The organism is Streptomyces sp. x-80 (assembly GCF_046549095.1).
In the GTDB taxonomy this organism is placed as follows: domain Bacteria; phylum Actinomycetota; class Actinomycetes; order Streptomycetales; family Streptomycetaceae; genus Streptomyces; species Streptomyces celluloflavus.
This window is the reverse complement of the sequence record NZ_JAJPWM010000001.1, coordinates 610909-631624: the sequence shown is the minus strand read 5'-3', so window position 1 is coordinate 631624 and position 20716 is coordinate 610909. Positions and strand designations below refer to the sequence as shown.

The 20716-nt window shown below is 71.6% G+C and carries 13 protein-coding genes; 2 read left to right on the top strand and 11 right to left on the bottom strand.

Annotation, left to right across the window (positions count from 1 at the left end):
• Nucleotides 1-7: 7 nt before the first annotated feature.
• Nucleotides 8-1507, bottom strand: coding sequence for a peptide MFS transporter (locus ACLJWH_RS02505; protein ID WP_411139856.1), 1500 nt, complete (start codon nt 1505-1507; stop codon nt 8-10).
• Between the two features lie 1414 nt (nt 1508-2921).
• Here ACLJWH_RS02505 and ACLJWH_RS02500 point away from each other — a divergent pair.
• On the top strand, nt 2922-4844 hold the full coding sequence (locus ACLJWH_RS02500) for an ATP-binding protein (protein ID WP_411139855.1): 1923 nt from the start codon (nt 2922-2924) through the stop codon (nt 4842-4844).
• A 328-nt stretch (nt 4845-5172) separates the two neighbouring features.
• Nucleotides 5173-6756: a hypothetical protein gene (locus ACLJWH_RS02495; RefSeq protein ID WP_411139854.1), complete on the top strand. Its 1584-nt coding sequence runs from the start codon at nt 5173-5175 to the stop codon at nt 6754-6756.
• A gap of 102 nt (nt 6757-6858) precedes the next feature.
• On the opposite strand, the gene ACLJWH_RS02490 is transcribed toward ACLJWH_RS02495, so the two are convergent.
• The 10 genes from ACLJWH_RS02490 to ACLJWH_RS02445 all read right to left on the bottom strand — a co-directional run bounded on the left by ACLJWH_RS02490 (nt 6859) and on the right by ACLJWH_RS02445 (nt 16721).
• A complete protein-coding gene (locus ACLJWH_RS02490; RefSeq protein WP_411139853.1) occupies nt 6859-7515 on the bottom strand; it encodes a DUF4255 domain-containing protein in 657 nt (218 codons plus the stop codon).
• A 49-nt stretch (nt 7516-7564) separates the two neighbouring features.
• The gene (locus ACLJWH_RS02485; RefSeq protein ID WP_411139852.1) at nt 7565-8896 is read right to left on the bottom strand and encodes a hypothetical protein; all 1332 of its coding nucleotides are present in this window, start codon (nt 8894-8896) and stop codon (nt 7565-7567) included.
• Nucleotides 8893-9801 carry an NADase-type glycan-binding domain-containing protein gene (locus ACLJWH_RS02480; protein WP_411139851.1) on the bottom strand — a complete coding sequence of 303 codons (909 nt, stop codon included), beginning with the start codon at nt 9799-9801 and terminating at the stop codon, nt 8893-8895. The genes ACLJWH_RS02485 and ACLJWH_RS02480 overlap by 4 nt, the downstream gene beginning before the upstream one ends.
• Before the next feature lie 437 nt (nt 9802-10238).
• The gene (locus ACLJWH_RS02475; RefSeq protein WP_411139850.1) at nt 10239-10880 is read right to left on the bottom strand and encodes a hypothetical protein; all 642 of its coding nucleotides are present in this window, start codon (nt 10878-10880) and stop codon (nt 10239-10241) included.
• Nucleotides 10881-10922: 42 nt separating this feature from the next.
• On the bottom strand, nt 10923-12881 hold the full coding sequence (locus ACLJWH_RS02470; protein ID WP_411139849.1) for a putative baseplate assembly protein: 1959 nt from the start codon (nt 12879-12881) through the stop codon (nt 10923-10925).
• Nucleotides 12868-13338 carry a GPW/gp25 family protein gene (locus ACLJWH_RS02465; RefSeq protein WP_411139848.1) on the bottom strand — a complete coding sequence of 157 codons (471 nt, stop codon included), beginning with the start codon at nt 13336-13338 and terminating at the stop codon, nt 12868-12870. The genes ACLJWH_RS02470 and ACLJWH_RS02465 overlap by 14 nt, the downstream gene beginning before the upstream one ends.
• 4 nt (nt 13339-13342) lie before the next feature.
• Nucleotides 13343-13669: a PaaR repeat-containing protein gene (locus ACLJWH_RS02460; protein ID WP_411139847.1), complete on the bottom strand. Its 327-nt coding sequence runs from the start codon at nt 13667-13669 to the stop codon at nt 13343-13345.
• A gap of 40 nt (nt 13670-13709) precedes the next feature.
• Nucleotides 13710-15518, bottom strand: a complete 1809-nt coding sequence (locus tag ACLJWH_RS02455; protein ID WP_411139846.1) for a VgrG-related protein — start codon at nt 15516-15518, stop codon at nt 13710-13712.
• A gap of 27 nt (nt 15519-15545) precedes the next feature.
• Nucleotides 15546-16244, bottom strand: coding sequence for a LysM peptidoglycan-binding domain-containing protein (locus ACLJWH_RS02450; RefSeq protein ID WP_411139845.1), 699 nt, complete (start codon nt 16242-16244; stop codon nt 15546-15548).
• Between the two features lie 36 nt (nt 16245-16280).
• Nucleotides 16281-16721, bottom strand: coding sequence for a phage tail protein (locus ACLJWH_RS02445; RefSeq protein WP_411139844.1), 441 nt, complete (start codon nt 16719-16721; stop codon nt 16281-16283).
• Between the last annotated feature and the right edge of the window lie 3995 nt (nt 16722-20716).

Sequence of the window (20716 nt, the reverse complement as noted above, 5' to 3'; positions counted from 1 at the left end):
GGGTCCTTCAGTGAACGGGGTGCATGGTGCGCTTGAGCCATGGCGCGGCGGCCAGCACCGCCAGGCCGCCGACGATGGCGATGCCTCCGTTGAGGCCGAAGTACAAGGGGTTGGGGATCTCGCCGTAGAGCTTGACGGCCTGGGCCTGGATGCCGTTGGCGAGGGCCATCGACAGGAACCACACCGCCATGGTCTGGCTGCCGAAGGCCGCCGGGGCGAGCTTGGTGCTGGCGGACAGGCCGGTGGTCTGGAGCAGGACGTCGCCGAGGCCGAGCAGCAGGTAGGACAGGACGACCCACCAGGCGGCCATCTTCCAGTCGCTGCCGCTCCGCCCGAACGTCGGCACCACCATCACGAGAAAGGAGAGGCCGCCCAGCAGCACGCCCAGAGCGATCTTGTTGGAGGTCTGCGGCTGGCGGCGCCCCAGGCGCACCCAGACCGCGGCCACCACCGGAGCCAGTGCCACCTCGAACGCGCCGAGCGCGGAGGCGAACCAGGTGGAGGGGAAGGCGAAGCCCAGGATCGAGGTCTCTGCGTTGTCCGTCGCGAGCAGCATCATCGTCGAATACGCCTGGAAGAGGATCATGTTGAAGACGACCGAGGCGCCGAACAGCACGAGGTAGGGGCGCAGTCTCCCCCGCTCCTCCGTGGTCACCCGGGGGCTCTTGAACATCACCGTGAAGCAGACGACCGGTGCCACCGCGGCGACCAGGGTGAGGGCGTTCACCGCGAGCCCGAGCGTGAGCACGCCCGCAGCGCCCAGCAGTACGGCCAGGGCCGCGGCCGTCAGCAGCCCGCAGGTGATCAGCCGCCGGGCCCGGCGCATCGCCTGCGGCGGCAGCATGCCGACGGGCGCACCGCCACGGCCGGGCAGATTGCGGCGGCCCATGACGTACTGGACCAGGCCCAGGGTCATGCCGACCGCGGCCGCCGAGAAGCCCCAGTGCCAGCCCTTGTGCTGGCCGAGCCAGCCGGCGATCAGCGGGCCGAGGAAGGCACCGATGTTGATGGCCATGTAGTAGATCGCGAAGCCGGCGTCGCGGCGCTGGTCGTCGGTGCGGTAGAGCCGGCCGACCATCGTGGAGACGTTCGGCTTGAGCAGCCCCGTGCCCGCGCTGATCAGTCCGAGCCCGGCCCAGGTGGCGGCGCCGGTCGGCACACCCATCGCGTAGTGCCCACAGGCGATGAGGATGCCGCCCCACAGCACCGCGCGGTAGGTGCCGAGCATGCGGTCCGCGAGCCAGCCGCCGACGACGGAGACGAGATACACGAGCGTGCCGTACGCCGCCGCGACCGAGGCGGCCGCGCCGGGTGCCATTCCGAGGCCCCCAGCGGCCACGGTGTCGGCGAAATACAGCACCAAGATCGCCTGCATGCCGAGAAAGGAGAACCGCTCCCATACCTCAAGCCCGGACAACGTACCGAGGCCCTTGGGCTGGGCAAGGAAGGACGGTCTTTCACCCGGCGGATCGTCCTTGCGGACAGCATCGGCAGCGGCGACGGGCATGGCTGCGCTCCTCATCGATCATGAGAATTACTCACGAATTTAACATTGGCTCGATTACACCCCTTGTCCGTGTTTTCCAAAAGGGACCAAAGCCTCTGGCTGCTCATGCTCTCGGCAGGTAAAGCGGACGCAACGGAGCGAACACCACAGCGATCTTCGGTGAAGTGACAGACGGCGGTACGGTCGGCTGTACGACCGCAGACACCGGACGTTGCATGAGATCTCGGGAACTGCTGCGATAAACCCTGCACCGTCAGATGCTTCACACGTCACTCAGCAGCGGGCACCCCTCAACACCGCGTGTTCCCGGACCACCCGCAAAGAATAGATCATGAGCACATGTACACGGACCGTACGTCCCGGAGCGGTCGAGCCGGAAGGCGGACATCGCATGACCGGTGATGGCGCAGGATTCGATGACGGGGAAACGGAACAGGCCGCCGCGCGTCCCTGCGGAAAAATCACGAGCCGCCATCGTCCGACCGTTTCCAGCAGTTGCGCAGCGAACTCCGTGGTATCCGGACTCGCAACGTGCTTCCCGGCGTGGCCCCCTGTTTTCACGGATTTCCTGATCTGCAAGCCCGCCCCCATAGCCATGACCTGGCAGTATCGATTCAGTTCATCAGGTCTGCGGTCCCGGAACCGCATTGGGTGTTGCAATGAAGGGATGCCCGATCAGCCAATGCCACGCGCCGGCGTACGGGCGACGGCATACCTCAACGGTCGTGCTGCCGTCGCTCATGGTCGACGAGGTAAGGGCGAGGTCGTCACTGCAAAGCGTGAGTTGTGAAGCGGGCGGGGTGAGAACGGACCTTCCACGGAGAGTTGGCCGATGCCCTGCGGCCGTTCAGCGCACTTTCGCGCTACCTGACCAGTCATTGCCGGGCCTCCAGCGGGGCTGTCTCGGGGTATCGAAGCCTCGCCGAAATATTTCCGTCTGAGCTGTGGTGTTCCGCAGTACCGTGACGATTGGCTGGGTGACTACAGGTCAAGAGGCTGAACGGCGCAACGGGAATCGTCGCCCATCGCGGGGCAGGCCGTTACGGCTCCAGGCATTGATGGGGCGGAGCGTAGCGACGGGGTAGTGCCGGCGGTGTGGTGGTCGGCGGTGGCGACGGAGGTGTACTGCCTCGGCGCATCCGACGGGGGTGCCGACGGCCCGCCGCCTCCTGCACCGCACAGGGGCGGCGGACCGTAGGAATTGTCTTCTTTCGGGTCATCAGGCGAGCCGAAAGAAGACAGGTATCCCCTGAATTCCTCGGTTATTTTCTCCTGGCGACACCCTCCACGGTCCGTTCGAGAAGACGTCGCGGATCGTCGGGCAGGACGGGTTCGCCCACGTCATCCGAGCGCCGCCGGCCCGCAGGGGTGCCATCGGTCGACCTGCCCGGCATCAGAGGAGAAGCGGCATCCCATGACCTCAAGCCTGTTCGAGGAACGACTCGCGGTGACCGAGGAGCGGTTGCGCCGTCTCTACATGCGGCACGAGGGCGGCGAGGGAACCGGCGGGGCGCCGGATCCCGACCACCCGCCCGCCGATCCGTACGACTGGCCCGACCCGCGGCAGCTGGCACATCTGGCAGCCTGCGGGGATCAACTAGCCCATCTGACCACGGAGTTCAGCCTCTCCGAGCCCGAGACGGACCTGCTGGTCACCTGTCTGTTGCCGGAGATCAACCCGGTGTGCGGCAGCGCCTTCCGCTTCCTGAGCGGGCTGCCCACCTCGCGGCCCACCGTCTCCGTCGCCCTGTCCGCCCACGGCCTGCCCGTCCACGATGCCGTCGTCAACGGTCTGCTGCGGGACGGCTCGCCGCTGTTCAAGGGCGGCCTGGTGACGTACGAGAACCCCGAAGCGCCCTTCCCCGAGCGGGTGTTGAACGTCCCTGACCGGTTGCTGGACTTCCTAGCGGGCCGCGACACCGACAGGCCGGGCGGCGGCAGCCCCTGGTTGCGTGTGCTGCCACCGCACCCGGAGGACACCCGCGACCCCGGCCGGAACCGGCTCCAGGAACTGGGAGCGGACCTCTCCGCCGACCCGTACCGCACTCGCTACCTGCGCCAGGGCATCCACGGCGAAGCCCTGCCCACCGTCCGTGCCACGCTCGCCGTCCTCGGGCGAGTACCGCTGCTGGTGGACCCCGACGCGCTCGCCACCAGCGAGGACACCCCCGCGCGACTGGCCCGGCGAACCACTCTGGAGGCGCGGCTGCTCGGCGCCGCCGTCCTCGTCCCCCTGCCGCCCCCCGGCACCGTCGCACCCGAGCAGGCCGATCTGTTGCGGCGTCTGGTCATCCTCCTGGACGAGGAGCCGCTGCCCCTGCTGCTGTACGGCGGCCGGCCCTGGGCCGCCTACGAATGGGGCACGCCACTGCCCGTCGAGACCGACCTGCGTTCCGCCGCCGCGCGCCGCCCCCGCGACCAACTGGGCGCCGCTGCCTCGGCGGCTGTGGAACGCGTCCACCGGGCTTCCGCCCTCACCGGGGCCACACCCGAGATGCAAGAGGTCCGTGCGGCCGCCCGGCTTCGCTCGGCAGCCGAACTCGGATCCCTGGCCCGGCACATCGTCCCCGAGGTCAGCCGGCAGGACCTCGTCCTGCCGGTGACGGTCCGCGCCCGGCTCGACATGCTGGTGGCCCGGGTCCGCCATCGCGAGGCAGTGTTCCACGACTGGGGGCTGCGCCTGGGCGGCGGCCGGGGCCAGGGCACCGCGGCCCTGTTCGCGGGCGAGTCCGGGACGGGCAAGACCATGGCCGCCGAGGCGGTGGCCCGGGAACTCGACCTCGACCTCTACGTCGTCAGCCTCCCGTCCATCGTCTCGAAGTACATCGGTGAGACCGAGAAGAACCTCGAACGGGTCTTCTCCGCCGCCGAGACCCTCGACGCCGTCGTCCTGTTCGACGAAGCCGACTCGATGTTCGCCAAGCGTGGTGAGGTCAAGGGCTCCAACGACCGGCACGCCAACATGCAGAGCGGCTACCTGCTGCAACGTCTGGAGGCATTCAACGGCCTCGCGATCCTCACCACGAACCTGCGTTCCAACATCGATGCCGCCTTCACCCGCCGCTTCGACGAGGTCGTGCACTTCGAGAGCCCCGGCCCCGAGGTCCGTGCCCTGCTGTGGCGCTCCCTCCTGGGCGAGGCGGTCCCCGCCGACGTCTCCGTCGAGACACTCGCCCATGCCTACGATCTGGCGGGCGGCAGCATCCGCGCCTGCGTGGAGAGCGCGGTCTTCGCGGCAGCGGCAGCCGGTCGGCCCATGACCGGCGAGGATCTCCTTCAAGGCATCGAGACGGAGTACGGCAAGCTGGGCCGGCTCTTCGGGCGGGTGGCGGCGTAGCTCGGTGCCCAGAGGACGCCGCACCGGGGAGGCCGGCAGAGCGATGCCCTCGGGCGGTGTTCACCGAGGGGGCACCTTCGTCCCGGGGCCACACGTCGCGCCCCGACCTGAAGAGCCGGGGCGGGCGCGGACCCGTAATCGGCCCTCATGCGGGGGCGAGCCGGCGCATCAGCCGAAGGACGACACCCGGTCGCCGAAAGGATGGTCCCTATGACGGCACACGGTCCACTTCCGGCCGCACGGGGGCGTGTGCGGCCACGTAGCGTCAAGTGCAGAGCCCAGCAACGGTTCCGACCCAGCCCCTTCACATACTCCAGGTGAGGCATTGATGACCGAGCCCCGGCCGGAGGCGCCGCTCCGGCAGCCCACCACAGGCCGCACGTCCCGTCGGCAGCAGTCGCAGGAGCAGGCGCGTCCGCCGGGTCGGATGGCACCCGGACTCGATGCGGCGGTGGCCGCCGGGACCTCCTTCGAGCAGGCACGCCGTCTGCTCGATGCCTCGGACAACGACTGGTCCACGGCGAAGGAGCGGTACGGGGACGCCGGGCAGGCTCCCGACCGCATGTGGAGCCTGTTCCACTACCGCAAGGTGTACATCGACGCGAAGCTCCTGGAACTGCGCTCCAGGCATCCGGCGCTGCGCATCCGCTCCGTCGGCAGCGCCAATCCCACCTCGGACTACGACATCACCGTCAGCGGCCCCGGGGCCGCGCAGGCGGTCGCGGAGTTCAACGCGTCCTTCCGCCGCGAGTGGGGCAAGGAGTCGGCCACGGTCTTCGATGTGAACCTCTATGTCAAGGACTTCATGCCCGAGCGCGGCAACTTCGCCTTCCCTTACGCGCCCGGCACCCGGGGGCTGCGCTGGACCGAGAGCGAACTGCTGCCGCCGATGGGCGAGGACAGGCGCAAGGCTCGCTCATGGATGCCCCGGCAGGACGGCACCTGGGAGGCGGACGGCGCGCGCAGGCTCAGCCCCGAGCGGCCGGACACCGGGATCGCCGCACCGCGGGGCGCTCTGGCCAGGGCCGTCGCGGAGGCCGACCAGGATGTCGCGGCACTCAGCAAGCTGCGCAAGTACATGGACGCCGCGGAATGGGGAGCGTACGTCGCGCAGTTGGCCCTTCTCGTGCCGCAGGCGGTGCGCGCCGAAGTGGAGCGCCGCCATCTGATGGCGGACACCGTCCATCAGCGCGCCACGGCCGAACTGGCCGACCGGCTCCGCGCGGACACCGGGCACGTGCGGGCCGGGGCGACGGACGAGGCGTACATCGAGGAGCTGGAGCACGCCCGCCCCGACGCCGTCGTCCGGGCGCGCAACCTCATCTACGCCGGCCACACCGCCCGGCTGAGCGAGGCCCAGGAGCGCTATGCCGCCCGGAACTCCGACGAACTGGCCCTGGAGATAAGGCGACGGACCAGCTACTCACTCTGGCACGCCATGGAGGCATACCACTCCCAGGGCGCCGTCCTCGACGTCGTCGGCAAGCAGGCCAGGAGCGACGTCGAAGTCACCAGCGCGCACTATCTGCAGTCCTTCAACGAACAGCTCGGCGACCTGCTCAAAGACCTCAAGCACTACGGCGACGCGGGCGAGGCGTTCTACCGCAGCGCGAAGTACCTCCAGCGGATGACAGCGGCGGCCCGCCAGGTCCTGGAGACCTCCGGTGCCGACCTGCCGGACGCGGACCTCGCGCTGCTGGCCCAGCTGGCGGAGATCAGCTCGGCCGACGGCACCCTGCTGGGCATCCGCGGCGGCCGCGAGAAGTACGCGCTCTCCTCCGCGCGGGACAAGTCCGATATCGCCACGGGTGTCTACGGGCGGGCGCTGGGCATCACCGACAAGAATTCGCTGCGCCGCGCCGTCCTGGACCTGGGCGCCCGCGTCAATGCCGCCGTCCGCAGCCGGGGCTGACCAGGGCTCCGCAGGACCGGGCCCGTCAGCTGCGCGGTGTCACGGGCGCGGTCCAGGGGCCCGGGTGACGCCCGGAGGCCGGTGGCATCCCGGCGTTCGCCATCAGCCGATCTCCTCGACGTTGCGGCGGGGACGGGCCGTGCCGCGGGGGCGGGGAGGGCGGCGGGGGCGGTCCTCGGGGACCAGAGGCGGATCCAGCCGGGCGGCTCGCAGGGCCAGGCCGCTGACCGGCGCGGTCTCCACCATCGTGGCCGGTCGAGTGACCGGGACGGTCACCAGGAGGTCGAGGACGGGACGGGCCGGGGTGCCCAGGCCCGACCAGAGTTTTACCGCCGGGGGCTCCGTGCCTTCGGGCGTCTCGCGCAGTCTCAGGGACAGAGCGCCCGCCGCCGACATGCTCGGGTGCGGCGTCAGGTGCTCGGTGGCCACGGACCACTCCAGCAGGCTGCCGAGCATGCGGTGTTCATCGCGTGAGCTCTGGCCCCACACCGTGAGGGCGTAGCCGAGTTTGAAGTAGCGGGTGGGCCGGTTGTGGCCGACCACGACACCGTGCTCGTCGATGATGCTGGTGTCACCGGACTGCCGTTGGGTGACGTCCTCCTCGATGCCGTGGAGGAAGAGGTTCACGCACAGCCCGGAGCGCCGGGCGGCCCAGTCGGAGTTCGGCGTCTCGAAGACGATCTGCGCGTTCACGCCACGCAAGGGGCCTTGCCGCAGCTCCTTCTCAAGGGTGTCGTCTACATGCTGGACGATGCTCACCGGTCGGCTCCTGGAGGGTGGGTGGGGACAGGGGAAGGGGGCGGGACGGTCAGGAGGAGGACCCGGGGGTGTCCGGTTCGGCGTTCGGGCCCTTGAGGGGGATCAAGTCGCCGGTGACCACGGCGGTGGCGGTGCATGAGGTCACCGAGGGAGCGGGAGGGCCGCCGGAGGCGGACGGGGTGGGGGCGGGGCCGGCGGGCGGGGGCGCCGGGCAGTCCAGCCGGAGGGTGAGCTTCTGGTCCTCCTTCAGCGACAGCCGGGCCGACGGGGTGTAGTCCTTGACGTTGTTCACGCTGGTGCTCTGCAGCTGCTGGGTTCCGGCTCTGAGGAAGACCGTTCCGTTCTCCGGGCCCGACGCGCTCATCTGAACCGTCTTGACCACCAGCCGGTAACCCTTCTCCACCGTGTACTCGGCGACCGGCTTGTTCTTCTTGGTGTCGGCGGCCAGAGAGGTCTGGAACGGCTTCTTCTTCAACGCGCCCGCCTCTTCCCGCTCCTTCTGCGCCTTGTCCTCGTCGTCCTTCTTTTTCTTCTCCTCCTTCTCCTTCTTGTCCGCCTCCCTCTTCTCGGCCTTCTTCGCCTCCGCCACCTGCGAGGGGCCCTTGGCGGTCTCCGTCTCCGCCTTCGGCTTCTCGCCGCCCACCGGCGAGATCCACAGGGCCACTAAGGCGATCACGACGGCGGTCAGCGCGATCAGCGCCTTCAACACCGGCTTGGGCAGGATCGGGTGCTGCCGGTGGACGAAGGAGGCGGTGCGCTCCTCCGCATGCTTCTGCTCGACGCGCACACCGATCCGCCAAGTGGCCGCCGTACCGACGAAAACCGGGTTCGTCACCCGTGCCATGAGGCTGACCCGTGCCCGCTCCCCCGCCCGCAGGGTCAGCCGGGTCCGGCGCAGCCTGAGCCGTAGCGGGGCGTCCTCGGCCTCCGGCGCCACCCGCAGCCGTACGGTCGTGATGGCGTTACCGGTGTTCTCCAGCACGATCAGGTTGCTGCTCCACAGAGCCCCGCCCACCCGCGGCCGGACCGGCTCCACCGCGATGTCGTGAAACTCGCCCACGGAGATGTCCGCTTCGGGCACAGCCACGGCGCCCGGGTCCTCGACCGAGGCGACCTGGACGGCGAAGGTCAGGCTGCCGGGGGCCAGTTCGCTGTCGCGCGGTAGTGCGATCGGAATGTTGATCTTCTCGTGGTTGCCCGGGTAGACGGGCAGCTGTCCGAGTTCCACCTCGGTGTCCGGCCAGTCGGCGGGTGGTCCGATCAGCCGCAGCCGGTAGGCGTCGACGATCCGGCTCTCGTTCCATACCCGCAGGTGAGCCGTCAGCGAGTCGCCGGGCGTGATCACATCCTGGGGCACGGTGAGTTCCGCCCGTACGCTCATGATTCCTGCCTGGTGAAGAACTGGATCTCCGCCAGGGCGACCGGCATGTCCGGTTTGAGCCCCGGGTGCACCGCCTCGATCAGCACCTGTACCGAGGTCACGTCGTCGATGCCCAGGTCGAAGCGCTGCGGACCGGGCCGGCCGCCGAGTTCGATCTCCTTCTCCACCGTCCCCTTGCCGACCGTGGCTGCCGTCACCCTGATCTTCGTGGGCCTGCCGGTCTCGAAGAACTGCCCGGGAGCCTTGGACGCTCCGTTGACGATGACGAGAGAGGTCAGCCGGAACGGGCTCTGGAATGTGGCCGTCCAGTGCTGGCCGACGGCATCCTCGCCGGTGCCTTTGGGGGCCCATGCCTTGTTGTCGATTCCGTCGGAGGCGAGGTTCGCGTCGAAGCCCTTGGCTGAGCTGGAGGCGGAGACGGTGTCCGGCGCGACCGCGTACTGCGCCAGGAAGCGGTCCTTGACCAGCGGAACCGCGCCCTGTGCGGCCGCCGCGGCGCCGCCCAGCGAGACACCTGCGACCACACACACCGGCAGCGCGGCCAGCACGACGCCCCAGCGGCGGTCCCAGTGCCAGACGTCCGGCCGTTCCGTGTACTCCTTGCGCAGCCGCTGCCAACGGGTGAGGACCGGCGGTTCCCGTTCCGGTTCCGGGCGCAGCAGGGCGCCGCAGGGGTGGCAGTACGTACGCGACTCCGCGTTGGACTCCCGGCACTCGGGGCACGGCAGCAGGTGCGGTATCCCGTCGGTGGGCGTGGGCGTGGGCGTGTCCGGGGCGGACCGGTCGCCCTCGGGCAATGTGGTCCACAGGACCACCTCACCGGTGATGACCTGGGTCTGCTCGGCGGCGGACTCCGGTGCGACAGTGGCGGCCCCTGGATACCCGGGATGCCCGGAAGGGGACACGACGGCCGGTGGGGTCCCGAGTGGGCCGGTCTCCGCCGGGAAGGTGACTTCCGGTCGGCGGTGGGCGGGTTCGGGCCGCGCGGGTGCCGTCGACGGCTGTGCGGCCGGCGGGTCGGGCCACACGGGGTCCGGCCACGTCGTCATGGGGCGGCCGGACCCCGTAGTTACGGTGCTGGGACGGCTGGGGTCCTCGCCAGAGTCGCCGCGCTCGGCCCCGGGGTCCGTCGCAGGCGGCGGCGGGGGTTCCGGGTCCACCGGGGCGGGCCGCGCGGGCTCCGGCCGTACCACCGGACCGCTCCCGGTCGTGTCCCATCCCATGTAGGCGCCGCACGACACGCAGAACATCTCGCCGGGGTAGGCCATCACCCCGCAGCCAGGGCAGATGTCCTGCTCGCCCGGCACGTGCCAGCCCCGGCGACCGGACGAGGCCGACCCCATCAGCGCGCTCCCCCCGCCGCGCCCCGCACGTGCAGCGGGTCCGCGTCGTCCTCCACCGTGACCTGGGCCGCGACGTGTGCCGGGAGCCACTCCCGCACCAAGTCCGCCACGTCCTCCACCACCCCGGGGCGGCCTGTCGACATGCCGTGCGGGAGCAGCACCCGCACCCGTGCCCAACTGCCGCCGGGCGCGGGCACCGAGGGGTCCTCGGGGCCGGCGGAGCAGTGTGTGGCCCCCGACTCGGTGAGTTCCAGCCGCCCGCCCAGCACGTACCGGACCAGCAGGTCGAGCCCGGACCTGGTGCCGCGCAGCCCGTGCAGCCGGTGGCCGAGCAGCAGTGCGTTGCGGCGGCCCGTCGAGCCCACGCAGGCGGGCAGCGAGGTGTGGGTCCAGTCCAGCATCCAGGTGACGAAGTCATCGGGTGCGGTGCGCGGACTGAAGTAGGCGTCCAGGCAGTCCAACGCGGTGATCAGCGGGGCGAGTACATCGTCGAATCCGGCGATGAACCGGTCGGCGAAGTCGCCCTGCCGATAGCTCTCCGGCAGGATGGCGCGCAGCGACCTGCTCCCGGGTACCAGCGGCGGCACGGCCTTCGCCGGGCCGGGCGTCGTTGCGGGTGCCGGTGACGGCAGTCTCTCCATGGATCCGTTCCCGCCCGTCTCTTCCTGTTCTTCTGCCATGGGCTATCGGGCGTTCTTCACGGCCACCTGGTGGCGGAAGGAGAGGAACAGCGTCGCCGGACCGACATCGATGCGGTCGGTGGCGGGCTGCCGCTCCCCGGTGCCGATGTCCGCGGGGTACATCTCAAGTTTGAGCACGGACTCCACGTCCGCGCAGCGCGCGGCGACCGCGTACAGGTCGCTCAGTCGCAGCGCCCTCCCCAGTGGCCAGCCGGACCGGTTGTGGGTACCGTGCGCCGAGGGCAGCGGGCTCAGGCACTCGTACAGCGCGCGCAGGACCCGCTCCTTGACCTCCTGCCGGTCCGCGCCCTTGGCCGCCTCGACCTCGGCGACGACGGTGACGCCCTGGTACGCCGGCCCGCTGACCGAGACCGTCACCCCGAGCGGTCGGGCCGCTTCCACGGCGTCGGCGGCGGCGGCCAGCATTGCCTCGGAGGGCGCCAGTTCGCGCCAGCTGTCCTCCTCACGGACGTCCCGCACCTGGGGGATGACCAGGACCCGGACCAGCCCGGCACGGTCGGAGCCCGCCGGCTCGGCCACGCACTCGATCCGGCCCGCCTCCCGGCAGGCCGCGGCCGCGATCGACTCGTAGTCGCGGGCGGTCACGGCGCGGTCCTGGGTGCGCAGCCAGTGCCCTGCCCGCCGTCTTACGCTGTCCACCGACTCGGCGTCCACACCGCCGGTGGCAGGGCTGCGGTTCTCCACCCGGGAGATCAGCGCGACCGGGGTCCGCAGCACGGTCAGGGAGGACGCGGCCACATTGCCCGCACGGCCGCCGCCGCGCCGGTAGGCACCCGCCGTGATCCGGGCGCCGATCTCGGGCACCGCGCCGTACTGGCGCACTTCCCCGTCCGGCTGACGCACCGACGGGCCGAACCGGACGGTGCCGCTCACCTCGTCGACCGTGACGTGCCGATCGGTCGGCGAGGAGTCGCTGAACGAGGGCACCGCCTTCCACATCTGTCGCCCGGCCTTGGTCTCCACAGCCACCGCGCGCAGTGATCCGGCGACGACGGGAGTGCGGTGGACGGTGAAGGACTGGCCCGGCGTGCCGTCGGAGACGCCGAGCTCGTCGAGCGGAACGGTCTCGCCCTCCTCCGCCCCCGTGGTCCCGCCGATGGTGTACGCCTCCAGGGAGCCGACCCTGGGGGAAGAGGAGTACGGCCGCCGGCCCGGCCCCGCCTCGCTGATCCTGCACCGCAGCCAGCCCGCGCGGCGGCGGCCGATGAGGGAGGCGGTGTGCCCGTCGGGCAGGTGCAGCAGGATCTCGCCCGGCCGGTTCAGGCCCCCCGTGCTGTCGCTCTCGACCTCGCAGGCCACCCAGTCGTCGCCGCACCAGGCTTCCCAGACGCGCGGCGGGCGGCGGGGGTCCACACCCACACCGTCCATCCGGCAGTCCACACGCAGCGCGACCGCGCAGCGCGGCGCGGGCCGGGACAGGCCGACCAGCAGGGCGTCGCCGACTGCCGGCGGCTGCGTGAAGCAGGTCACCGGCTCTCCGGCCAGGAAGCGCTCGGTGGCCAGTTCGGGCGCCTGCCCGGCCGGCGCGGAGCCGATGTGGCACAACTCGGTCGGCACGACGTCCAGTTGCCGGCTGACGGTGAAGACGCGGGCGGGCGCGCTGCCCGTACGCGGGGTGGCCACCTCGGTTCCGGCCGGTACGGTGACGTCGGCTCCCTGCGGGGCGGAGAGCCGGAAGGTCAGTTCGGTGTGCGCTGCCTGAGCGGCGGTCAGCTGGACGCCCAGCAGGTCCAGGAACTCCAGATGGACCTTCTCCGGGACCCGGTTGAGCCGGTACGAGAGCTGGTCGACCATCTGCGCGAACGCCTCGATCAGCGCGACGCCGGGGTCGGAGACGTTGTGATCCGTCCACTCCGGGCAGCGGCGCTGGATGAAGCGTTTGGCGTCGTCGACGAGATCCTGGAACCGGCGGTCGTCCAGGTGGGGGCTAGGCAGAGACATCGTCTTCTCTCTTCGACGTCCGCGAGGCGTCGTGCTGCTGCTCGGGGTGCGTTCCCTCGCCGCCGTGGACGGGGATCACGTAGAACGGATGGACGAGATTGCGGCGGCTATTGGTACCGGCCAGGTGGTAGCCGATCTGAATGTCGAGGACCTCCTGGTGGTCGGCGGCCTGGATCACACTGACGTCGTCCACGACGATCCGTGGCTCCCAGCGCTCCAGGGCCCGCCGCACCTCGTGGGCGATGGCCCCGCTGGTGGAGGCGTCGAACGAGCCGAAGACGCGGTCGCGGATCGCGCAGCCGTACTCGGGGCGCATGGGCCGCTCGCCGGGCTCGGTGCCCAGGATCAGCCGGATGGCCTGCTCGACGTCGGCGGAGCCCTCGGCCATCGCCACCCCGCCGGAGGGGCTGACTCCCAGCGGGAAGGCCCAGCCGCGGCCGATGAAGAAGTCGGACACGGGCTCAGCCGCCGATCAGTACGGTGGGGCAGCCACCGGTGACCGTACCGGGCCCGGCCACGCTGCCCTTGACGACAGCGGGAAGGCCGCCGATGAGCACCGGCCTGGGCAGCGGCAGCGGGACCACGGGAACCGGGGGCGGTGGGACGGGTGATCCGGGCGGTGGTACGGCGTACGCGCACAACGAGCCGGGAGTTGCGGCCGGCTGGCCCCCGATGAGGACGGTGGGCACTCCGGGCGGCCCGAGGGTGCCCTGGCCCACGGGTACGGGGACCGGGCCCGGGTGGGGAATGTAGGCAATGGCGTCGCCGACGCGTGCTGCGGCAGGCATGCGGTGGTGCTCCTTTCCGGGCGGCGGGAAGACCCGGCCATCAGTTGATCTTGACGGGGAGGCCGGTGATCTCGGTGCTGCCCGTACCGGCGAGCTTCGCCGTCGCACCGGAGACCTTGACCGGCCCCGTGGCCTTGACGTCGACGTTCATGCCCGAAAGCTCAAGGCTCTGCTGGGCGTTGACCGTCACCTTCTGGCCCTTCAGCTCCAGCGGCCCCTGGTTCGCGTTCACGGTGATGCCGTTCTCGGCGCTGATCTCCACCTTGCCGTCGCTGTGCACAGAGATGAGCGTGTTGTGCTGGTCGAGCCGAAGCCTGAGCTTGCCGTCGCCGGTGACGAGGGTCGCGCCCATCCCCGAGCTCCCCGCGTCCAGCAGCTCCAGCCGGTGGCCCTCCTTCGAGCCGAAGGAGCGCCGGTTGGCGATGCCCTTTCCGCCGTCGACCAGATCGAGGTCGTGCGAGGCGAGCTCGTCCACCCCGTTGTACAACCCGCCCAGCACATACGGGCGATCCAGACAGCCCTGCTCGAAGCCGACGAGCACTTCGTCGCCCACCTCCGGCAGCACCACACCGTGGCCGCGGCTGCCGCCCAACTGCACGGTGCGCGCCCAGTTGCTCACGTAGCACGGATCCAGCCACGGCAGCTCCACCTTCACCCGGCCTCGGTCCGACTCGTCCCGGATGTCGACGACCTTGCCCGGCAACAGCCCGTGGAAGCGGCGCAGCCCCGACTCGCCGTCTCCGGGACGTCCGGCGAGCGCGCGGCCGGCACCCCCGTCGACCGTCAATTCGGTCAGGTAGCCGGAGTCCGGGTGGTACTCATGCCGTACGGAGGTGACCGTGTACTGCCCTTCGTGCTGTTCGCCGAGGCCGGTGAGCGCCACGGCGGTACGCAGCCGCAGCCGGGGCTCGCCGCGTACGACCGCGCGCAGCCGGGTCAGGCTCGCGGACACCTCCTGGGCCATGGCCTCGGCGACGTGTTCGACCTCGTTCTGCGTACCCCGCGGCAGGCTCGCGAGCAGCAGCGACTCGCCGCCCACCGTCTTCGCCCCGGCCCGCCAGGCCACATGGCGCGTCGCGGTCTCCCCCGGTATCTGACGGGCGACCAGCGGCTCCTTGCTCTCGGGGTCCCAGCCGCGCACCTCGACCCCGATGACCTGGTCGCGCAGCGTCGCGACCGAGCTGACCTTGATCAGGTTCTCGCCGAATTCCAGGGCGAACGGGCTCTGCGCGGCTCGTGTCCCCTTCGGGGGCGCGTCCGAGGCTCGGGCGGGCTTGCAGAAGTGCAGCTTCCCCTTCCGGAAGAACAGATCGCAGCCGTTCTCACGGGCGAGGTGGGTGAGGAAGTCCCAGTCGTTCATGGCGGGTTGGGTCAGGAAGTCGTACATGAGACCGGGGTCGTCCATGGTGCCGGTGCTCACCCCCGCGAGGTCGGCGACTTTCTGGACGATCTGTGCTGCCGTCATCTGGCGGTAGGCGAGGGTCCGGGTGCCGCGCCGCAGCCGGTGGGCCTGGTCCTCGGCCCGGATCACGGTGAATGCGCCGCCGCCCGCCATGTGCCGCCCGCCGGAGTCCGCCCCGGCGCGGGCCTCGCAGTCGGTGACCACGCCCTCGAAGAGGTCGTGTTGGCCGTCCGGCCCGAAGGCGGTCAGTTCGAGCTTGCTGCCGAGCGTGATGCCGGTCTCGGTGAGCAAGGACGCCTGGCGCGGGTCCCGGAAGCCGACCTCGGCGGTCGCCGAGACGGTGCCGTTCTCCTCCACCAGCGCCCAGGCGAGCGCGGTGTCACAGACGGCGGGCAGGCGACGGCCATCGACCCGGATGCCCAGTCCAGCGGTATGACGCCCCGTCATGTACGTGTCCTCACGTGTGTGGTGGTGTCAGCGGTCTGTGGTGCCGGGCAGCAGGAGATGCCTGCCGGGAGTCACCTTCGACGGGTCGTCGATGCCGTTGAGTTCGGCGATCTGCCGCCAGTCGGCCGCATGGCCGGTGCTGCGCACGGCGACGGACTGAAGGGAGTCGCCCCGTACGAGCACACAGGAGTGCCGCGAAGCGGGTGAACCGGAGGTGGGATTCTGCCCCTTCGTCGCCGTCCCGATCTCCTCCAAGGTGAGCTCGCACACCGCGCGCAGAGGCTCCCCGCCGGTGGAGAAACGGGTGTACTTCGCCTTCACACCGCTGAGGAACGCCGGGAAGGACACCGATTCGAAGCCGCCCCAGCGGAACTTGACCCACGGCGGCGAGGGGCGGCCCGCGGAGAGACTCTCCTCCGTCGGCGCACAGCACCCCAGCAGCTTGGTGACACGCTGGTCGACGGTCTGGTTCTGCTGATCCTTGTTGTCGAGCACCACGGTCATGGCGAGGATTCGCGGCCGGCTTCCCGTGAACTCCGGCACCGAGGTGCGCGGCGCCGAGCGGGCGTTGTGACGTGCCAGGGACACCTCCTTGGTCAAGGCGAGTTCGGCGGGCCTGAACTGCATCCTGATGTCGTCGGTCCGCTTGGCTCCGGGCCCCTCCTGGTCGCCGGTGGGCGGATCGTAGATCTCCAGGACCGCCTCGGCCATGTTGTCCTCGGGCATGCTGCCGCCTCCCTTCCGTGGTGTGTTCGACGAGGGTCATGCCTTGGGTTTGGGCCTGAATCCCCTGTGAACGAATTCGATCTCTTCCATGGCGACGCTCCCACCGCGGGCGTCCAGGCTCGGTCCCCGCCAGGCGACGGGCATGACGTCCTGTAGTTCCCACGTGGCCACCGCTTCGTTGCCGCGACCGAGGCAGGCGATCTCTCCGGTCAGCGGCTTCGGCTGTTTCTGGACCGATTCCTGGACCCATTGGGACCACTTGGGCGAGTCCCTGGTGATGGGGCGGGACACGACCAGAGGCGGGTACGTGACGCGATGGGGCAGGTAGACGGGAGAGTCGTTGAAGCCGCCGTCGAGTACCTCGTCCACCACCACGGACAGGGCCAGCCCGGTGCAGCTGGTGAAGATCCCGAGGCTCTTTCCGTCGATCGTCAGCGAGAACTGATGGATGGACAGAACTTCTTTGTCGGGGGGCATGGTCATACCTGCGCTTCCTGGTCGAGTACTCCTGGCGGGATGCCCCAGTGCGTCGCGGCGCTCGACGCGTCCTCGGGAGACGGGAGGGCGGGAGCGCTCGTGGACACGTCGGCCCGGCTCTCCGGCAATCGCGAGCCGATCCGACGGAACACGGGACAGCCGCCGACGCCGTCGTAGTGGGCTCCTGCGGCGTCCGAGACATCGGCCACCGCCGGCGAGTGCCGGGGCGGAGCGAAGGGCACCAGCACCCAGGCACACGGGATCGCCTCCGGCATGGTGAGGCGGGCGACGCGGCGCGCCTGGACGACGGCGCGGACGGGCGCGGGACCGGGACCGGGGTGTCGCGGGCCGGGTTCCGGTGTGGTGGGTGCACGCGCGCCATCAGGCGCTGCCCGCGCGCCCGGGTTCCCGTGCCCGGCGCTGCCGCCGCCGACCGTGCCGAGGGCCCGGACCGCGGCCCGGCCGCCGGAGGTACGCGGCCTCCGGGGCGGCCCGTGGCCGACCCCGGCCCCCGGCACGCTTCCGGTCCCCGATGTGCCGCGCTCGGCCACGGGCGCACCGACGATCGACCGGCCGGACGGTTTCCGGGAGCGGCCCCCGCCGCCGGACCGGACCGGGAGGATCCAGGTGGCGGGAGGTGCCGGGGCATCGAGGTGAGGGGAAACAGTCTGGCGGATGGTCTCGCGAGGGGCCGTTGCGCCCCGCGATGCTCCAAGGTTTCCCGCACCGTCATCCCTGGCGAGGGGCGCGAGAGCAGGCCGGAGCCGCGTGGCCGGACCGGCCGCGGCTTCGGGCGGGGAGACGTGGGGGCGGGTGTCATCGGCGCGGGCGGGGGCGGCACCCCGGACGCCGCTGTGTCGCTGGGCGAGCGGCAGGTCCCGCATCCTGGGTGGCACCTCCGTGTCGGCGGCCTCGGGTGCGGCCGCAGGACGCGTAGCGCCTCGCCGCCTCCCGTGCGCGCCGACCGCCTGCGGAGCAGGTGGCTCCTGCGCGGTGCGCGGGCCCTTCCCCGGTACCGGGGGCGGGAGCTCGCCCGGTGCCGGCGCGGTCCGCCCGGTGTCCTGGGCCGTGCTGGACGACGCCGATGCCCCCGCCTCGCGGCCGGTGCCGGTGGTGACCGACACGGCCGCTCCAGCAGGACGTGCGTAGGCCGTTGGGGACGGAGACGGGAAGTCGCCGAAGGACCGGTCGGCATCCGAGGCGCCCGATGACGGGAGAGAAGGGTGCAGTCTGTCGGGCCGTGCCGTCTCGTCGATGTCCAGGGGGGCGTCGGGGCGCGCTGGGGCGACCGCCTTCCTCGGGGCTGCTCCGTCGGTGAAGGCAGGGGTGTGCCGCTCCGGCGACCGGATCCGGCCCCGTGCGGGGGCCGCGTCGCCCGCGTGCGCAGGCGGGGCGCTGCCGGGATCCTCCGTGGTTCGTCCGCCCTCGCTGCCGGGCTGGGCGCGGCGGATGCCGGGGGTCGCGTCAGCGGAAGTGGCATCTGGTGTGCCGGCCACATGGGCCGAGGGGGCAGTGCCGGTACGGCGCGGGGCGAGCGGGAGCCTCCCCGTGCCGGAGGGCCGTGGAGCTTCATGGCTCAGAAGCGCAGCGGGGCGGGTCGTGGGGATGCGGGAGGAATCGGTGTCCCATTCCGGCGCTGGGGCCCGGCTTGGCGTGGTGGCGGCGCCGCCCGTGTGCGCTCCTTCGGTGTTGTCGCCGAGGGCCGCGGGTGCGGGTCCGGGTACGCCGGCGGCCGGGGCGGAGTGGGCGGCCGTTCCGGCACCATCGCCGCGCTCGGTGAGAGGGAGGTGTCCGGTGGCGGGCGTCCGCGGATCCCCAAGGTGCGGGAGCCCGGCAGTACTTGGAGGGCGGGTGGCCTCCTCTTTCGGGGTATCACCGTCGATACCGGCGAGAGCGGGCCGTACCGCAGAGGGGGTCCGGTCGTCCGGTGCGGCGGGGATCCGGGACGCGGCGGTGCCGTCCGGACACGTTTCCACGGGTTCGGATTCGGTGTGTTCCAAGCCCGTGGGCACGATGCCGGCCGGGGCCGGACCGCCCCCGGTACCGGGACGGTTCTCGGTGTCGCTCTTCGGGGCCTGGACGTGCCGAGGCGTGGTGTCCTCTTCACAGGTCTCACGACCGACCACGGTGCTGGTGCTGTCGTTCCGTACGAGGGCGACGGACCGGTCCGGTGCGGTGGCGGTCCGGTCGGTGAACTCGGGCGTAGGGCCGGTGTCTTCCGCCGGCGCGGCTGTCGGGGCCGTTGCCGACGTGACGGCGGTGTCGGCGCCGGGGCGGCGCCGGGTGAGGGGAAGGTACTCGGCGCCGGACGGTTTCTGCGGGTCGTGGCTGCGCAGAGGCTCGGTGGGGCGCGCCGGGGCGGTGGCCTTCCTCGGGGCCTCGCCGCCGGTGGCGGCGGGCGGCTGATGCACCGGGGCCGGGCCCTGGTCCGGGAAGGTGGCGGTCCGGGTCATGTTCGCGCCCACAGCCCGGTCGGTGCCGTGCGCCGGGTCCGCGGACGTGGGTGCGGTGTCTGCCGGTGGCGTGTCGGCGGCGGCGTTGCGCGCGGCAGGCCCCGCCGTACCGGTGCCGTCGTGCGGGCCGACGAGGGGGAGGCGCTCGGCGGCAGGTGTTGCCGGGCTTCGGAGGCGCGAGTCACCGGGCGTCCTGGCGTCCGCGGACGCAGGGCTCGTCCCAGTGTGCTCGGCCGGGCCCTGGGACGGGGTTTCGGCCGTCAGGAGACCTGCCGGAGCAGCGGTGCCGGCCTCCGGCGCAGGGGGCTCCGGTGTGTGGTCGGCGGCTGAGGACATCGAGGCGAGGGCGTGGTGCGATGCGGTCCGGTCGGTCCGGGTCGTGTGCGTGGTACCGCGGGGCTCGACGACGTCCTCGGCCGGGGCCCCCGGCTGACCGGCCGGCCCATTCGGCTCGGCCAGGGAGAGGTGCCGGGTGGGGGGAACCTCCGGCCCGTCGAAGTACAGGGCGGCAGTATTCCGGTGCGGCGCTGTGGTGCCGCGCCCGGCGTGGTGCGCGTCCGGAACGGAAGGTGTGTCCACAGAAGGCGCCTGCGGTGAGGTCACCGGCTCGGCCGTGGGGCGGGTGGAGGAAGAGTCCGTGGTGGGAGGTGCCACGTCGGTGACCGGAGTATCGATGATGCCGGGGCCGGCAGATCCGTTTCCGACACCGGTCCGGGCCGGGGCATCGGTGGTCTCGTCGACCGCTTCGGGTACGGTCGCCGGTTCCACGGTCGGCTTCTCAGCGGCTCGGCCGCCGGTCGGCGCCGTCCCACGGGTAGCCGGTTCCGCCTCGCCGGAGGTCTCGGTGTTCCCGCGCCGCGCCGACAGGGGGCGGCCGGGCTGTCGGACCTGACCGGGGACGGCCCGGTCGGTGGCCGCGCGCGGGGCGCCGCCCGCGACCGCATCCGCTCGGTCGGCGGACGAGGTGTGCGACCGTTGCCGTCCCGCCGGGGCATCTGCGTGGCGTTGGTCCAGGGTGGGGTTGCTGTCCGTGCCGGGGCGGGCCGACCCGGTCTGCGGAGTGGAAGCGGTGTTGTGGGGGGATGTCCGCGATGGCTGCCGCGTCTCCAGGGCACGCTCCTGGGGCAGTTCCCGGTCCGGGTCGTCTCCGGGAAGGGCGGTCCCGACCGACTCGTCCGGAGCGGGGCGCCGCCCCGCGGAGGTGGCCACTGCCCTCTTGACCCACGAAGTGAGTCGGTGGGACAGGGGCTTTCCGCGCTCCGGCGCGCTGTCGCTCCGGGCGGCTCCGGAGACCGCCGTGGCGTCAGTGCTGTCACGGGCGGCTGGTGCGGACCCGGACTCCGCCGCGGGTGCTCGGTGCGGGTCATGTCCGGTCCTCCCGGACTGCTGCCCGGCGATCGGCTCGGCGGGGGCCGCCGTTCTCAGGGGTATCGCCAGGGCACGGGTGTCATACCCCTGAGAACGGCGGGGTCGAGAGGCGGTCCCCGACTCCACGGGCTCCTTCGCCGGGCCGCCGCGCGCTCCGAGCCGGCGTCGGCTCCG

What these genes read in the sequence shown, in the direction of transcription:
- ACLJWH_RS02460 (WP_411139847.1), bottom strand. Translation starts at nt 13,669, where the DNA reads ATGCCTGCCGCAGCACGCGTCGGCGACGCCATTGCCTACATTCCCCAC.
- ACLJWH_RS02505 (WP_411139856.1), bottom strand. Translation starts at nt 1,507, where the DNA reads ATGCCCGTCGCCGCTGCCGATGCTGTCCGCAAGGACGATCCGCCGGGT.
- ACLJWH_RS02495 (WP_411139854.1), top strand. Translation starts at nt 5,173, where the DNA reads ATGACCGAGCCCCGGCCGGAGGCGCCGCTCCGGCAGCCCACCACAGGC.
- ACLJWH_RS02450 (WP_411139845.1), bottom strand. Translation starts at nt 16,244, where the DNA reads ATGCCCGAGGACAACATGGCCGAGGCGGTCCTGGAGATCTACGATCCG.
- ACLJWH_RS02500 (WP_411139855.1), top strand. Translation starts at nt 2,922, where the DNA reads ATGACCTCAAGCCTGTTCGAGGAACGACTCGCGGTGACCGAGGAGCGG.
- ACLJWH_RS02475 (WP_411139850.1), bottom strand. Translation starts at nt 10,880, where the DNA reads ATGGAGAGACTGCCGTCACCGGCACCCGCAACGACGCCCGGCCCGGCG.
- ACLJWH_RS02455 (WP_411139846.1), bottom strand. Translation starts at nt 15,518, where the DNA reads ATGACGGGGCGTCATACCGCTGGACTGGGCATCCGGGTCGATGGCCGT.
- ACLJWH_RS02470 (WP_411139849.1), bottom strand. Translation starts at nt 12,881, where the DNA reads ATGTCTCTGCCTAGCCCCCACCTGGACGACCGCCGGTTCCAGGATCTC.
- ACLJWH_RS02445 (WP_411139844.1), bottom strand. Translation starts at nt 16,721, where the DNA reads ATGCCCCCCGACAAAGAAGTTCTGTCCATCCATCAGTTCTCGCTGACG.
- ACLJWH_RS02485 (WP_411139852.1), bottom strand. Translation starts at nt 8,896, where the DNA reads ATGAGCGTACGGGCGGAACTCACCGTGCCCCAGGATGTGATCACGCCC.